Source organism: Paraburkholderia humisilvae (assembly GCF_902859855.1).
GTDB lineage: Bacteria > Pseudomonadota > Gammaproteobacteria > Burkholderiales > Burkholderiaceae > Paraburkholderia > Paraburkholderia humisilvae.
The window spans coordinates 48,172-62,699 of sequence record NZ_CADIKH010000042.1 but is presented as its reverse complement, the minus strand read 5'-3'; the positions used below and the strand labels follow the sequence as shown (position 1 = coordinate 62,699).

The 14,528-nt window shown below is 62.5% G+C and carries 11 protein-coding genes; 3 read left to right on the top strand and 8 right to left on the bottom strand.

The genetic code is table 11. The features are described from left to right. The 4 genes from HV796_RS30550 to HV796_RS30535 form a co-directional block, all read right to left on the bottom strand. Positions 1-3,543 (bottom strand): DUF6531 domain-containing protein (locus HV796_RS30550; protein WP_246356124.1); only part of this gene is annotated, 3,543 nt, incomplete at its 3' end. Between the two features lie 228 nt (positions 3,544-3,771). Further along, the gene (locus HV796_RS30545) at positions 3,772-3,993 is read right to left on the bottom strand and encodes an RHS repeat domain-containing protein (protein ID WP_175231237.1); all 222 of its coding nucleotides are present in this window, start codon (positions 3,991-3,993) and stop codon (positions 3,772-3,774) included. A gap of 267 nt (positions 3,994-4,260) precedes the next feature. Then, positions 4,261-5,349 (bottom strand): porin, encoded by a 1,089-nt coding sequence (locus HV796_RS30540; RefSeq protein WP_175231234.1) that lies wholly within the window; start codon positions 5,347-5,349, stop codon positions 4,261-4,263. A gap of 191 nt (positions 5,350-5,540) precedes the next feature. Further along, the gene (locus HV796_RS30535; RefSeq protein WP_175231231.1) at positions 5,541-7,181 is read right to left on the bottom strand and encodes a UbiD family decarboxylase; all 1,641 of its coding nucleotides are present in this window, start codon (positions 7,179-7,181) and stop codon (positions 5,541-5,543) included. Positions 7,182-7,598: 417 nt separating this feature from the next. Between HV796_RS30535 and HV796_RS30530 the strand changes: the two genes are divergently transcribed. Then, complete coding sequence (locus tag HV796_RS30530; protein ID WP_175231229.1) at positions 7,599-8,216, top strand: UbiX family flavin prenyltransferase; 618 nt, start codon at positions 7,599-7,601, stop codon at positions 8,214-8,216. Between the two features lie 16 nt (positions 8,217-8,232). On the opposite strand, the gene HV796_RS30525 is transcribed toward HV796_RS30530, so the two are convergent. Both HV796_RS30525 and HV796_RS30520 read right to left on the bottom strand, forming a co-directional pair. Then, a complete protein-coding gene (locus HV796_RS30525) occupies positions 8,233-9,348 on the bottom strand; it encodes an iron-containing alcohol dehydrogenase (protein WP_175231226.1) in 1,116 nt (371 codons plus the stop codon). 261 nt (positions 9,349-9,609) lie between these two features. Continuing rightward, positions 9,610-10,548: an SMP-30/gluconolactonase/LRE family protein gene (locus HV796_RS30520; RefSeq protein WP_175231223.1), complete on the bottom strand. Its 939-nt coding sequence runs from the start codon at positions 10,546-10,548 to the stop codon at positions 9,610-9,612. Between the two features lie 337 nt (positions 10,549-10,885). On the opposite strand from HV796_RS30520, the gene HV796_RS30515 reads away from it, so the two are divergent. Next, the gene (locus HV796_RS30515) at positions 10,886-11,701 is read left to right on the top strand and encodes an NAD-dependent epimerase/dehydratase family protein (protein ID WP_175231220.1); all 816 of its coding nucleotides are present in this window, start codon (positions 10,886-10,888) and stop codon (positions 11,699-11,701) included. A gap of 30 nt (positions 11,702-11,731) precedes the next feature. Beyond that, a complete protein-coding gene (locus tag HV796_RS30510) occupies positions 11,732-12,502 on the top strand; it encodes an HpcH/HpaI aldolase family protein (protein ID WP_175231218.1) in 771 nt (256 codons plus the stop codon). A gap of 155 nt (positions 12,503-12,657) precedes the next feature. Here the strand turns inward: HV796_RS30510 and HV796_RS30505 are convergent, their stop codons facing one another. Continuing rightward, complete coding sequence (locus HV796_RS30505) at positions 12,658-14,010, bottom strand: TRAP transporter large permease (protein ID WP_175231213.1); 1,353 nt, start codon at positions 14,008-14,010, stop codon at positions 12,658-12,660. A gap of 6 nt (positions 14,011-14,016) precedes the next feature. Then, positions 14,017-14,499, bottom strand: coding sequence for a TRAP transporter small permease (locus HV796_RS30500; RefSeq protein WP_175231209.1), 483 nt, complete (start codon positions 14,497-14,499; stop codon positions 14,017-14,019). Between the last annotated feature and the right edge of the window lie 29 nt (positions 14,500-14,528).

Genomic DNA, 14,528 nt, shown 5'->3' with positions numbered 1-14,528 from the left:
CACGGGCTCGGTCGTGCCCGGACGCGGCGTGCGCGACACCGTCAGCACGTTGTGCGTGCAACCTTTCACATAGCCGGCGGCCGTCGCGCACGTCGCATCGTCATACGTGTACTCGATGCGGTTGCCCTCCGGACGCGTCTCGCGCACCAGCCGGTTCTGTCCGTCATAGTCCCTGAGCGTCCAGCGGCCCATCGGGTCGCCCACCTGCACGAGGTTGCTTTCGCCATCGATGTAGTGCGTGCGGCTCGATCCGCCCGGTCCCTCCTCCTCGCTGCGGTAACCCGCGAAGTAGTAGCTGAACAGGTTGCCGGCCGCGCTCGTCTGCGTTTTCATGCGGCCCAGCGTGTCGTACACGTTGCTCACCACCGGCGCGCCCGGGAAGCCCGGCTGGTAGAACTTCGTCATCCGCCCCGGCTGGTCATATTCGAAGCGCGTCGCGTAGCCGTTCGCATCGGTGACCGTCGCCAGGTTGTCACTGCCGTCGTAGGTGTAACGCACGCTCTGCTGCGGGCCCGATACGCTCTGCAGGCGTCCGTTCGCATAGCTCAGCGCCAGGCTGCGGCCGATGCTGTTCTCCACCCGCGTCAGCAGGTCCCCGCTCCAGGTCAGCACAAGCCTCACGCCATCGGACTGGATATAGCTGCCCGCCTTGCCCGTGTCCCCGTCGAACTGCCAGATGCCGCCGGTCAGCGTCCGGTAATACGCCACGATGCCGGTCCCCGCGTTGCCCGTCACATCCAGCCGCACCGCCTTGCCCGGCGGCGCACTGTACGTGCCGTCCGGCAGACGCACGAACACGTCGCTGTTCAGGCCGAACGTCGCCACCTTCGTGTTGTCCACGATCTGCTCGCCGAACCAGCGCTGCGCGGCCACCGCGGCGAGGTATCGGTACGCGGGACCCGCCGGGTCGCCCAGCAGGTCCAGCGACGCCTTGTGCTCCACGATGGTCGCCACCGCATCGAGCGCCAGCCGGCTGCCCATGCCGAGAAACCCGTCGGAAGACGACCGCATGCGCACGTCGAAGTTGTGCGTCCACCCCTTGCCCAGCGCCCCGGTCTGGTTTTTCAGGCCACTGCTGTAGAGCCGCTGGAAAGCCAGTGCAGCCGGCGCATCGCCATAGCCGGTCTTCACGTCCTCGTGCTCATACACGAAGTTGCCGAGCACCATGTCGATCGGGTCGCCCCCAAACGCGCCGTTGATCTGCTGCTGGCTCTGCGGCGTCTTCGTATTGGCAATCGCCACCGTGTTATAGGTGATCGCCGCAACGGGTTTCGTCGGGAATCCGCCCGACAGCCCGCCCGCGATGATCGAGCCGAGCAGCCGAACATTGCCCGAGCCCAGCACGAAATACCCCGCGCCGCTCCACGTGTCTTCGGTCAGCTGGCAGGTCGACGGAATCAGCAGCCGGTAGCCCTGGTTCACATCGTTCTGGAAGTTGGCCAGGTGCGGCTGACAGTTGGCCGGCAGCTTCGGCCGGATGGTATTGAAGTTGCCCGCGTTCGCGTCGTAGATGTCCTTGCCCTGGCTCATCGCCAGATCGAGCAGTCTGACCGTCGAGACGGCCGACACACCCGAGGTCTGGCTGACCGCGGCGGACTCGAGAATCGACTGGTGCATCGCATTGCTGTCGAACACCGCTTTTTCCAGCATCGGGTCCGCCGCCATGCTGACGGTCGAACTGATATTGCTGGGCAGATCGACGTAGGGCGCCCTGTCGAACCCGGCCAGGCCCACCTGGTGATGCTGCACCGTGTACGCATTCGCCAGACGGTCGGTAATCGACGCGCTCTGCGTGGTCTGCGACACCCACTGCGCACCCAGCACGCCGAGGCTCGCCCCCAGCACCGGCTCACTGGTGTCGGCATTGCCCGCCGCGCGCGTGTTCTCCAGATACTTCAGGTAGCTTTGCGACAGTCCGCGTCCCGTCGGCCCCCAGCCATTGACGATGAGGTAGGTCCCGCCGCCCCTGATATGCTGGTCGAACGCGTGATCCGCCTCCGTGATCGAATAGGCGTTATGCCAGACGACGAAGCTGGCGACGCTGTCCGCGCCGGGCGCGACCGCGCTGCCGGGCGCCCCCACCTGCACCCCGTCGAGCCTGAGCAGCGGCTGGTTCGAGGCGTTGAACGTGATCGTCAGGCGTTTGCCGTAGATCGCATCCGACGTGAAGGTCTGGTCAATGCCCTGATAGCGCACCCGCACCGTCGGCTTGAGGTTCGCGGGAATGTCGCTCCATTCCTCGGGCGTCCAGCGCGCGTCGAGCAGCGGATTCTGCGTCTGACGGACCGGTCCGCCATAGAACGGTACGATCGCCTTGCCGCCCACGATGTCGCTCAATGTGGCGGTCGGTCTGTTTTTCCTGATCCAGGTCGCAAGGTTGCCCGCATACGTCTGCAGGCTCGAGCGGATGCCGTTGCGATCCAGATTGTTGACCACGTAGTCCCCGACGTACCCGCCACCCTTTGCGGTGGTCTGGAAAGACTGCGCGTTGTAGCCGGCTGCCACGCCGAGATCGACGCCGGACTTGATCGTATGCGGCTTGTAGGCCGGATCGAACGTGTACCACGTGCCGCCGATATTGGCCTTGACCCACAGGTGTTCGATCGAGATCTCGGTCATCGCCGCGTTCAGGCCGGGACAACTGCCGGCCTGGGTCGCGCTGATGCTGTAGACGGGAACCTGCGTCTGGCCCATCAGGTTCAGCACGGCACACACGTTATTGGCCGGCAGGCCATACCAGTCGGTGAACTGCTGCGCGCTGAGCCTGATGACCCCGCGCACGAAGCGGGCGTCGTAACCCGACGTGCGCAGCAGCGACACCATCAGTTGCGCCTGATCGAAGGCACTGCCCTGATTGTCGAGCACCGCGCCGAGCGCGCCTTTGTGAATGCCGCGCACCGGGTCGATTTCGATGTTGTTGCGCACGAACTGGTAGATCAGGTCCGGGTGATAGCGCAACGCACGGGCGAGTTCGTCGATCGAGGCAGGCCCCGGTGGCGCATCGTTCGTGACGATGCCACTCGCGCCCGACACGCCGCTGCCTTTGAGCAAGCCCTGTTTCGGCTGCGCGAAGTTCTGCAGGTGAACGTCGCTGGCCGCACCCGCCGGACGTTTGCCTTCCAGCTTCGCGAGCGTCCTGATCGTGCCGTTGAGGTTGATCTCCGGCGGCATCTCGCGCGCCGCCTGCGCATCGTGCGCCGCGGCCTGTTCGCCGCTCACCGGCGGCATGATCGCCCGCACGCTGCCCGGCTGCGGCGCGAATTGCTCACCCGTCTGAACCGGTGCGGCACGCAATAGCTGCTTCTCGCGGCCCCGGCGTACTGTCGGCTGCGTTTGCTGCGTCGGCTGTGCGTTGGCCATCGCGTTACTGTCCACAACAGCCGCGGTGGCGCCCGAGAACTGCACGTTGCCCGCGCAGGCCAGGTCGACAGAGGCGACCAGCAGGCCGACGAGTGCCGCAAGCAGAACCGGCCGCGCCGATCTGCGCTTGTGAACCGTGCTGCAACAGGTTGCTTCCATACCTTGTGGCGTAACTACGGACATCGAATTCCTCAGGATCGGGTTCTGGGTGTTCTGTATCGTGAATGCCGCTTTTTGCGCGCAACACCGCCCCTCCGTCAGTGGACCGGATAGTTGCGGGACTCTGGAGAAAGGAAACACGAGGACGTCAACCAGCAGGCCCACGCGCCTCTATCAGCGTGCTAAAGGCCTACTTGGTCGCGATCGTGCATTCCAGTGCGCGTCGCGTGCGAGCCGTTGCGACGCTGGCGTTCAGGAAGGGGACGTGCTCACGACACTCGTGCGGTTGCCCGCCGCGTCATAGCTATATGTGACGGTGGACGTTTTCGTCCCATCGCTATAGACGGCCTTTGTCAGCCGCCCTAGTGCGTCGTAGGTGTAACTGGCGTTGCTTGCCGGAAACGCCGCCGCGGCAGACGTCAACAACAGGATGGTGCCAACCAGACGGGCTGACCGACCCGCTTTCTCTTTCATATCGGATACCTAACTAAATGATCGACTTAAACAAAAACAGAACGTCATTTTCACAACAATCCAGTATTACGTATACCTAACATTTTGATCAATAGAAAATAGCGATGGATACCAAAAACGTGGGCGAATGCATGTGATTTTTATGCTCCATGTATTTTCCAACCTCACCTTCCACAAAGCGTATTTTCAAGATACATTTATTTCGCACTCTGAATTATCTTTCTGATAGACTGCGTACCCGCTACGAATTGCGGGTCGTGCGCCAGCCTAGAACCAGTGATTCACACCAAACGAAACCCCCGTCTGCGTCGGGTGCCTCGACGGATTAAGCGTCGCATTCGTCACATAGCCACCCGTGAAACGCGTATAGTCCACATCCGCATACAGCTCCGTGCGCTTCGACAGCAGATACACCAGGCCTAGAATGGCGACACCCTTCCTGCCGTCCACACCAGCCGTGGTGTTCCTGTTGTCGTAATACGCCGCCGTCACATTGAAAAACCGCGTGACCTGATAGCGCACGCCGCCCCATAGGTACTGGTTACGCGTCTTGCCTTCCACGTTGGCCGGCACGTCCTGCAAAACGAGCGAATAGCCCGCCATCAGATCGACCGGTCCCACCGTCAGCGCACCGCCGGCCGTGTACTGGTCGCTATTGAAGAACTGCTCCGAGGTCGCCGAAAGCGCATTGGAGCGATGCGTATAACCTGCGCCGAGGCTCACGGTTTCCGACCGATAGTTCACACCGCCCCCCAGCACCGACCCACTCGCGACACTGCCCGGTACGCCGCCCAGCGCATACTCCGCGCGAATCACCCACGGCCCGAAAAAGCCGTGATAGTTGATGTCGTTGTCGTCGCGGCCCGTCGATCCGCCCGACACCGCGGTCGCTTCGGTAATGCTGAGGTAGTGAAAGTCGAACGGCTCGAAGTCCTTGATCAGGTGGTGCTGCAGCGTAAACTGGTGACCGATGTCGACCTGCCCGAACGGGCCGCCAAAACCCACCGTCGACGTCCGCTGGAAAAGCTGATTGTTCGTGTTGTTGTTCTGCCCTGTCGACAGCACGTAACCCGCTTCGAGATTGAAGCGCGCATAATACCCGCCGCCTAGGTCTTCCTTGCCGAGAAAGCCCCAGCGGTTCGAGTTGTACGTGCCGTTCGATGCCATCGACAGCGCGGCGCCGCCCGCCTTCGTGCCGTTCACAAGGTTGCGCAATCCACCATCCAGCGAACCGTATAACGTGACGCTGCTTTGCGCATAAGCCGCACTGCCCACGCCCATCAATGTCACGGCCGCAAGCGACCGCGTCAGCATCGCGACGCGCGCGGCGCCGACCGCTCCTCCTTCCTTATGCATCTCTATCTCACCGGTTAATGTCGTTCTATTCGTGAGGCCGGACGTGCAGTGGGGGATACGCGAGCGAGGTCGGGTGGGGATGAGCGCCCGGTGCGGCCGGCCGTTCGAAGCGTTGCTGTCTCCAATCGGCAGCGCTTCGACTCACGCGCGGGACGCGTTCTTCCTGCAGCCTGTCGCGTATCAGGCAGCGGTTACATGTTTTCCTTTTTCTCGAAGAACCAGGCCGAGTCCTTGTTGATCCACTCGGGACCTACGCGCTGACGCGTCTGCTCTTCGCCGGTCGCGAAGTACTCGCTTTTGACCGCACGCTGCGCCATCGCTTCGTTACGCTCGTCCCAGTCGCCCATCGATACGCCATACCACGGCCATTCGGGGCGCAGCGTCGGCAAGCCCAGTTCCTCCCAGATCGCCTTCGCGTTCTCCATATACGGCCGGGTCGGCAGCGACATCGGCGGCAGCTTCTCCTTGCGCGTCGCATTCATCAGAATCACACCGTCGACCGCGTCGTCGCCGCGTTGCGCGCCCGACGTGCGCGGCCCGTGTCCGGTGTCGCGGCCGTGCAGGATCTGCACATCCTTGATGGCATTCATCCGGTAACTCATCGACCAGAAAATCGCGTCGCTGTTTTCCGGGTTGATATCGTTGCTGACCGCCACCACCAGCTTGCCGACCGCCGGCTGCAACGACGCGGCGCCCATCAGCGCGCGCCAGATTTCCGTCTCGGTGGCCTTGTCGTTGAAGACGACGATCACGAGCTTGCGCAGATTGGTCAGCGGCTCGTGCATCACGACTTTCTCGACGCTCGCGATGCGCAGCGCGTTCTTCAGATGATCGAGAAACAGCGGCTCGAATGCGACCTTCTTGACGAGCGAGCTCTCGCTTGGCGTGACCTGACTGATGATCGACACGAGATGCGCATTCTTGCGCCGCGTGATCGCGGTCACATCCATGTACGGATTGAACTCCTGCAAATTGACGTGACCATGCGATTCGCCGAACGGCCCTTCCGGTTCGAGCGAATCGGTCGGCACGAAGCCTTCGATCACGATTTCCGCATCCGCCGGCACGAGCAGGTCGTGTGTCTTGCACTTCACGACGCGCAGCGGCTCGCCGAGAATGGCGCCCGCCACACCCAGTTCATCGACATCGATCGGCAGCTTCTGCACCGAACAGAACGATACGGCCGGGTGGCCGCCGATCACGAGCGCGGCCGGCATTGGTTTGCCCATCGCCTTGTACTTGAGCCAGTGCTGATAGATGCCCTGCCCCATTTCGATCGACGGATTGCAGCCGACGCGGCGCTTGCCTTTGATCTGCCCGCGGTAGGTGCCCATATTCTGAATGCCGTTCTCCGGATCGACGGAGATGTACTGCGAGCACGTCGTATACGGCGCATTGTCGAAACCCGGCGTCGAGATCGGAATCGGCAGATGCTCAAGCCCCTGACCGTCGGCGTCGAGATCGTCACCGATAAAGCAGACCTGCTGGCAGGGCGCATCGTCGACAACGATGGGCTTGATCGGGTTGCCCTTCGCGTGCTGCCATTTCTGGCCGATCTGATCGACTGGCACGCCCATGCCGATCGCGTACACCTCGCGATTGATCGACAGCGCACCCACCACCACAGGCAATTCGTAGCGACGACCTTTGCTGTCGACGACGTTGTGGAACACGAAGGCTTTGCGGTCCGCTTCCGGAATGCCGCCGCGCAATTGCCAGCGCACCAGCGGATGCAACTCGGTATCCTTGTTGATCTCACGGTGCACGTGCACAACGAGGCCCTTTTCCTCCAAAGCCTGCAAATGTGTCTGGAACGAAGGGGAATTCTTCATGGGTGGTCCGGTTATTGAACGGGATGATGGCATTGCGTAGTACACCGACAGGTGCGACGCGAGACAGATCGTCACTGCCTGGCTGATCTCGCGCGACCGGCTGGCGCACCGACGCACGCGACAGTTCGCACAGGCTGTCGGTGCAGACTGAGGCAGAACCGGACCCCTCGCAAACGGTGATTTCTCATATGCGGCATGAAAGGATTTCATCCGCGGTGGCTGCATTGGCGCATCGTGTCGGCGCGTGTTGCGTCCATGTGCCGAGCGCGCCGCGTCACGATGAATCGCTCTCATGCCACGCATGAACAGATTTCGTTTGAGCCGGACGCTATCCGTCATGCAACCTTCATCTGACTGCCGACCCACTCAGGTCAACTCAACGGGTCAACTCAACCGGCCAATAACAGAACCATCGACATGAATCGACGCAAACGTATCGTGGTGGGAGTCAGCGGCGCCTCGGGTGTGATCTATGGCGTCCGGCTGCTGGAAATGCTGCGCGAACTGGACATCGAGTCGCATCTGGTGATGACGCGCTCAGCGCACATGACGCTCGCGTACGAATCCGATTGGCGCCCAGCCGACGTTCAGGCGCTGGCTCACAAGCACTACCCGAACGCGGATATCGGTGCGGCGATTTCGAGCGGTTCGTTTCCCGTCGATGGGATGATCGTTGCGCCGTGCTCGATGAAAACACTCGCGGAGATCGCGACCGGCAATACCGGTTCGCTGCTGTCCCGCGCGGCCGATGTGATGCTGAAGGAACGCCGGCGTGTCGTGCTGATGGTGCGCGAGACGCCGCTTCATCTCGGCCACCTGCGCAATATGACGGCCGTGACGGAAATCGGCGCGATCGTTTATCCGCCGGTGCCAGCGTTTTACGCGCGCCCGGATAGTCTCGCATCGATGATCGATCACACGCTCGGGCGCGTGCTCGACCTGTTCGACATCGACACGGGAACCGTCAAACGATGGACCGGGCAGTTTGAAGTCAACGTCGCGAGCCTTGCGAACGCCGGGCTGACGACCGCCTGAGCCTCTGAGTTTGAGCCTATCGCGTGTGGGTTTGCACCGACGTGACGCCGCACCATCCGGCGATATTCCCGGCATGCGCGTGCTCGAGCATCGCCTCGATATCGCCGACCGTAATCGTGCGCGGATTTGCAATCGGACTGCTGAGCGCGAGCGACGCCGCATCGGCAATATGGTTCGCCGACAGGCCGATCGCTTCAAGCGTGCGCGGCGCGCCATGCTGGTGGGAAAACTCCGCGAGCCCGAGCGCGAACGGTCGATCCGGAAACAGGTCCGCGAGCCCCGACAATGCGGGCACATGGTCGTAGTTCAATGCAATCGAATACGGCAACAGCACCGTATGCGCATGAGCGTGCGGCAATCCGAACGTACCGCCCAATAAATGGCTAACCCGGTGATGAATGCCCATGCCGACCTGCGAAAGCGCTTCGCCGCACAGCCATGCGCCGGCCAGGCACTCGAAAGCCGCGTGGTGGCTCGGCCCGTCAGCGCCGAAAAATGCACGTAAGCCGCCCATCATCCTGCGGATACCCGACTCAGCCAGCGCCTGCGTCAACGGGTTGATTTGCGGTGAATAGAGCGCCTCGATCGCATGCGCGATGGCATTCATTCCGCTGCAGATCACGATCTCTTTGGGCAACGTCAGCAGCAGCGCCGGATCGTAGATAACCGTGCGCGGCAATACGTTGCGGTTGTACGTCGGATGTTTGGCGCCATCGAAGGTCAAGCCGAAAACCCAGGTGACCTCGGAGCCGGAGAAATTCGTAGGAATCGCGAGAATCGGCAAACCGAGCAGATGGGCGACGCCTTTCGCGGTGTCAAGCGCCGTGCCGCCGCCGAATGCAACCAGACCATCCGCGCCGCACTCGCGCGCAGCAGCGACGGCTTGCGACACCGTGGCTTCGGGTACGTGAGCCGCGACGCCGGTAAACTGCGCGGCTTGCCTGCGCGTCGCCGCATCGCCCGCCTGCTGATCGAATTGCTGCGCAAGCCTCGGCGAACTCACCAGCAGAAAGCGCTTGATATTCAGTGCTTCCAGTTCGTCCGACAATACTTCGGCAACCGGCGCACCGAACACGATGCGGTGATCGCGCAGTTCCATCGTGAACGGCGACGGGTGGGTGACATCATTCATGCATACCTCTCCATTGGTTCACGAGCCTCAACGGTGGCTCATTCGTTCACCAAGGGTCCAGACGCATAAGACGGCACATCACCTTACAGCCGCGTTCCTTGTTAGCCGCACACCTTTCCTCAGGACAGCCATGCACGTGACCCTTTCCGAGTGTCACTATATATATTCTTGACAATAGTGTCAAGTAAGCGTTAAAAAGGGGCGAAGGCCGCCGCCGCAGCGCAGGACAGGAACCAAGTCGCCGCTACGCGCGGCGGTTCGTCAAAGCACCCCGCCGTATGCTGCCTCCGCACACCCCGTTACGCCGGGTCGCACCGCGAAAACATGTCCATCATGTTCGGTCGCGCCGGCATCCGGACGGATGGTCGTGATGAATAGCGTATCGAGGCTGGGGCCGCCGAATGCGCACATCGCAGGCTTCGCGGCGGGCAGTTCGATCTGTCGGTCGAGTTTGCCTGCGGGCGTAAAGCGCAGCACGCGGCCGGCATCATTCGCGCAGATCCAGTAGCCGCCGTCGACATCCATCGCGGCGCCGTCCGGACGCCCCACGTAATGATGCAGGTCCGCAAACACGCGGCGGTTGCGCGGCTCGCCGGTTTGCGGGTCGTAATCGAATGTCCAGACGATGCGTCGCGACGGATGCGAGTCCGACAGATACATCGTGCGGCCATCGGGCGACCACGCGAGCCCGTTCTGCACAATCAGATCGTCGACGACCGGCGCGGACAGCCGGCCCGCCGTGTCAAAACGGAACAACGCACCGACCGGGCGCGCAGCGGCCATGTCCTGGTCCATGGTGCCGGCCCAGAAGCGTCCCTGGCGGTCGCATCGACCATCGTTGAAGCGCATGTTGGGCAATGCGAAGGCCGGCGCCACGAGCCGGCGTACCTGCGCTGTGCCCGATTCGCCGGACCCGCGCGATGTAGCGGGCGCCGATAACGTGACCGAGAAAAGCCCGCTTTCCATCCCGGCGAGCAGGCCGCCGGCTTGCCCGAACGCGAGGCAGGCGACGCGCTCCGGCAACGCCCAAGCCGCGCGCTCACCCGTTGCCAGATGCAGACGCTGAATCGTCTGGCGCACGATATCGACCCAGTAAAGCGCGCCTTCGCTCGCATGCCAGACCGGACTCTCGCCGACGAGGGCCGGCACATCGCCGGCAGCGGTCACGCGCTGCGCGTGCAAGGGGTTCACGGTGCTCATCGTTGCGACTCCTTTCTTGTGTTGATCTGCATTGCTCCTCCTTCAGCGAAGCGGACTTCTCCGCTGAAGTCCGCCGTCAAATCGCAGAATTGTCGTTATACAAGGGAAAACTTGTCAAGCAGAGTGGCAAACCGACTTGATGGTTCGAACAAATCGCCGCATACACCGTTTGGCCGCCAAAATATGACCAGAACGCCCGAACGACCCGGCCATTTCACGATCCCGTGGAGGCCGTGAAAAGGAGATTTCCCAGCCCAATTTGCTTGACAACTTTGCGGACCCTGCCCGATCATGACCAACACTCATTTCCCACCTCTTCCCGACAAGGACGAACTACGTGAAGAAGAAAATCGCATTGAGTGGCGCGGCCGGCCAGTTGGGTCGCGTTTTGCGCAAGGCCCTGCTCGAGCGCGGCGTGAACCTGCGCTCGGCGGCCGGCTCGAAACCGCTGGAGCCGCTCGTGCCCGGCGAAGACGTGATGCATGGCGACCTGCGCAATCCGGCCGTGGTCGACCGCCTGCTCGAAGGCGTTGACACGCTGATCCATATGGCGGGCACCAGCGTCGAACGCCCGCTGCCGGAAATCATCGAGAACAATTTGCGCGGCCTCGTCGAAGTGTATGAAGGCGCGCGCCGCCACGGCGTGCGCCGCATTATCTTCGCCAGTTCGAATCACTCGATCGGCATGCATCCGGTCGAGGACAAGCTTGCGCTAGACTGCGAATTCCGCCCCGACGGCTTCTATGGCTTGAGCAAGATGTGGGGCGAAGGCATCGCGCGCCTGTACTGGGACAAGCACGGCATCGAGAGCGTCTGTGTGCGGATCGGCAGCTGCATCGAAAAGCCCACCGAGTTCCGGCATCTGAGCACGTGGCTGGGCTTCGACGATCTGCTGCATCTGATCGAGCAATCGATCGAGGTACCTGACCTCGGCTATCAGGTGGTCTGGGGCGTGTCCGCCAATACGCGCAGTTACTGGGACAATGCGGGCGCCGCGCGCCTCGGTTACCGGCCGCGGCAGAATGCCGAAGACTATGCGGCCGAGATTCTGGCGCGGCCGAACCCGCTCGATGCCGTCGCACAGCGCCACCAGGGCGGCAGCTTCGCCAGCTTCGATTTCTCGCCGCCGGAGCAACGCAAGTCGAAGCGCTGACGGCGCCCTTCCCTCATTGCGGAGAACCCCATGCAGCTCGCCGAAAATCGATTCAAACGCGCGATTGCCGCGCGCCAGCAACAGATCGGCCTGTGGTCGAGTCTGGCCCATCACGGCTCGGTTGAACTGCTGGCGGGCGCCGGCTTCGACTGGCTGGTGCTCGACATGGAGCACGCGCCCAACGAGCTGCAGATGGTACACGGCCAGTTGCAGGCGATGCTCGGCTCGTCCGCGCAGCCGGTCGTGCGGCCGCCGTGGAACGATATGGTGACGATCAAGCGTCTGCTCGATGTCGGCGCGCAGACGCTGCTGATTCCGTATGTCGAGACCGAGGAAGACGCGCGCAACGCGGTCGCCTATACGCGCTATCCGCCGGACGGCGTGCGCGGCTACGCGTCGGCGGCGCGCGCGTCGGGCTTCGGGCGCATCCCGGACTACGTGAAGCACTGCGCGAGCGAACTGTGCGTGCTGGTGCAGGTCGAGAGCCGGCTCGGCCTCGAGAACGTCGAACGCATCGCGGCGGTCGACGGTGTCGATGGCGTGTTTATCGGCCCGGGCGATCTGTCCGCGGCGCTCGGCCATATCGGCAATCTGAAGCATCCGGAGGTGGTCGACGCGATTGAGAAGACGCTCGCGCGCATCGTCGCGACCGGCAAACCCGCTGGTATTCTCGCCAGCGACGAAACGCTCGCGCGCCGCTGTATTGAGCTGGGCAGCACGTTTACCGCGGTTGGATCGGACGTCGGCATTCTGACGCGCGGGGCGGATCAGCTTGTGGCGCGGTACAAGTCGGGCGGGTAAGGATAACGATGCATGCCGCGCGGCCGTGCGTTGCGGCCGCACCCATCGGCGCACCCATCAGAAGATGGCAGCGCAATCCGAAGCACGAGACGCGAAAGGGGCCGGTTTTCATGCCGGCCCCTTTTGCTTTGTCCACCACCCCGTGCTTACGTCGCTCAATACACCGGATGTCCCGCAATCAAACTCGGCAGCCATGTCGAAAATGACGGAAAGTACGTCACGATATTGATCGCGCTAAAGATCGCAAGGTAATACGGCCACGCAGTCTTCGACGTTTCGCCAATCGACACATCGCCGATCGCGCAGCCGATAAACTGCACCGAGCCGATCGGCGGATGCACGAGCCCCAGCGAGCAGTTCAGCAGGATCATGATGCCGAACTGCACCGGCCCGACGCCGAAGTGCATCGCCATCGGCAGAAACAGCGGCGTCGTGATCAGGATGTGCGCGGCCATATCGACGAACGTGCCGAGAAACACCTGGATGATGTTGATGTACAGCAGCATCAGCCAAGGAATTGTCGTTGCGTGTTCAAGCAGTTGCTGGATCGTCTCCGGAATTTCGAGGTAGGCCATCTGGAAACGCAGCATGTTCGATACGCCGATCAGCAGCAGCACCACGCCGGTCGTGCGGGTCGCGCGAGCCAGCGCGATCGACAGCTTTCTCCACGTCATCGTCCGGTATGCGACGAAGGTGAGCACCAGCGAGTACGTCACCGCGATCGCCGCGGCCTCGGTCGCGGTCGCAATGCCCCTCGCGACGCAGAACAGGATGATCGCGATCACCATCAGCCCCGGCAGCGCACCGACGAAGGTGCGCGCCACCGCCCACCAGCCCGGAAACCTCGGCAGCGCGGTCGAGCCATCAGCGCGGCGCGGATAGCCGTAGCGCACCGCCTGCCAGTACGCGGCAACCAGCACGAAGCCCATCACCCACAGCACCGGAATCAGGCCCGAAAACAGCAGGTCGCCGATCGACACGCCGCTGATCGCCTGCCCCGCGACGACCCCGGTAATGCCCTGCGCGGCGAGCGCATAGATGATCATGTTGGTCGACGTCGGCATCAGCGCGCCGGCCAGCGACGCGTGCGTGGTGACATTGACCGCATACGCGGCGCTATAGCCTTCGCGCTTCATCAGCGGGATCACCACGCCGCCCATCGCCGACGTATCGGCGGTCGGCGAACCCGACACACCGCCGAACAGCGTGCACGCAACGACGTTCGCCATGCCCAGGCCACCGCGAAAGTGGCCGACCGTCGCCTGTGCAAAGCGCAGAATGCGGTCAGCAATGCCGCCGTGCAGCATCAGTTCGCCGGACAGGATAAAGAACGGCACCGCGAGAAACGAAAACGCATTGATACCCGACACCATCGACTGCATCGCAGTCGCCAGCGGCAGGCCTTCGTGCAGATAAGTGACCACGCAGGCGAGGCCCAGCGCGAACGAAACAGGCACCCCGAGCACGAGGAGCACCAGAAAACAGCCGGTGAGAATCGCAAGTTCCATAGGGGATCAGGACTGCTGCTCGCGCTTGTTGAGCGTCAGCAGATGTTCGAGGGAGAAAAGAATGATGCAGATGCTGGCGGCGAAGGGAATCAGATAACGGATCGCTTCGGGCAGGTTCAGAATCGGGATCTGATCGTCGAACGTGGTCATCGCCATTTCCCACGAACCAAAGCAGACCGCGATCGCGAACACCGCGAGACACACGTGCTGGAACGCGATCATCGCCATCTGCACTTTCGGCGGCATCGCTTTCACCAGCGAATCAAGGCCGATATGGCCACCGTCGCGCAGCTTGAGCGCCGCCCCCATAAAGGCAATGAACAGCACGAGCAGCAGACCGATCGGCTCAATGTAGTCTTGCGCGTCGTTGAACACGTAGCGCATCACCACGCTGTACATCACCAGCGCGACCAGCATGGCGAGGCACATCGCCGCCAGCACCGTCATCACACGCGCGACGATGCGGTTGAAACACGTGACGATCTTCATCCATTCTCCTTGCACAGAGGGCAGGCCGT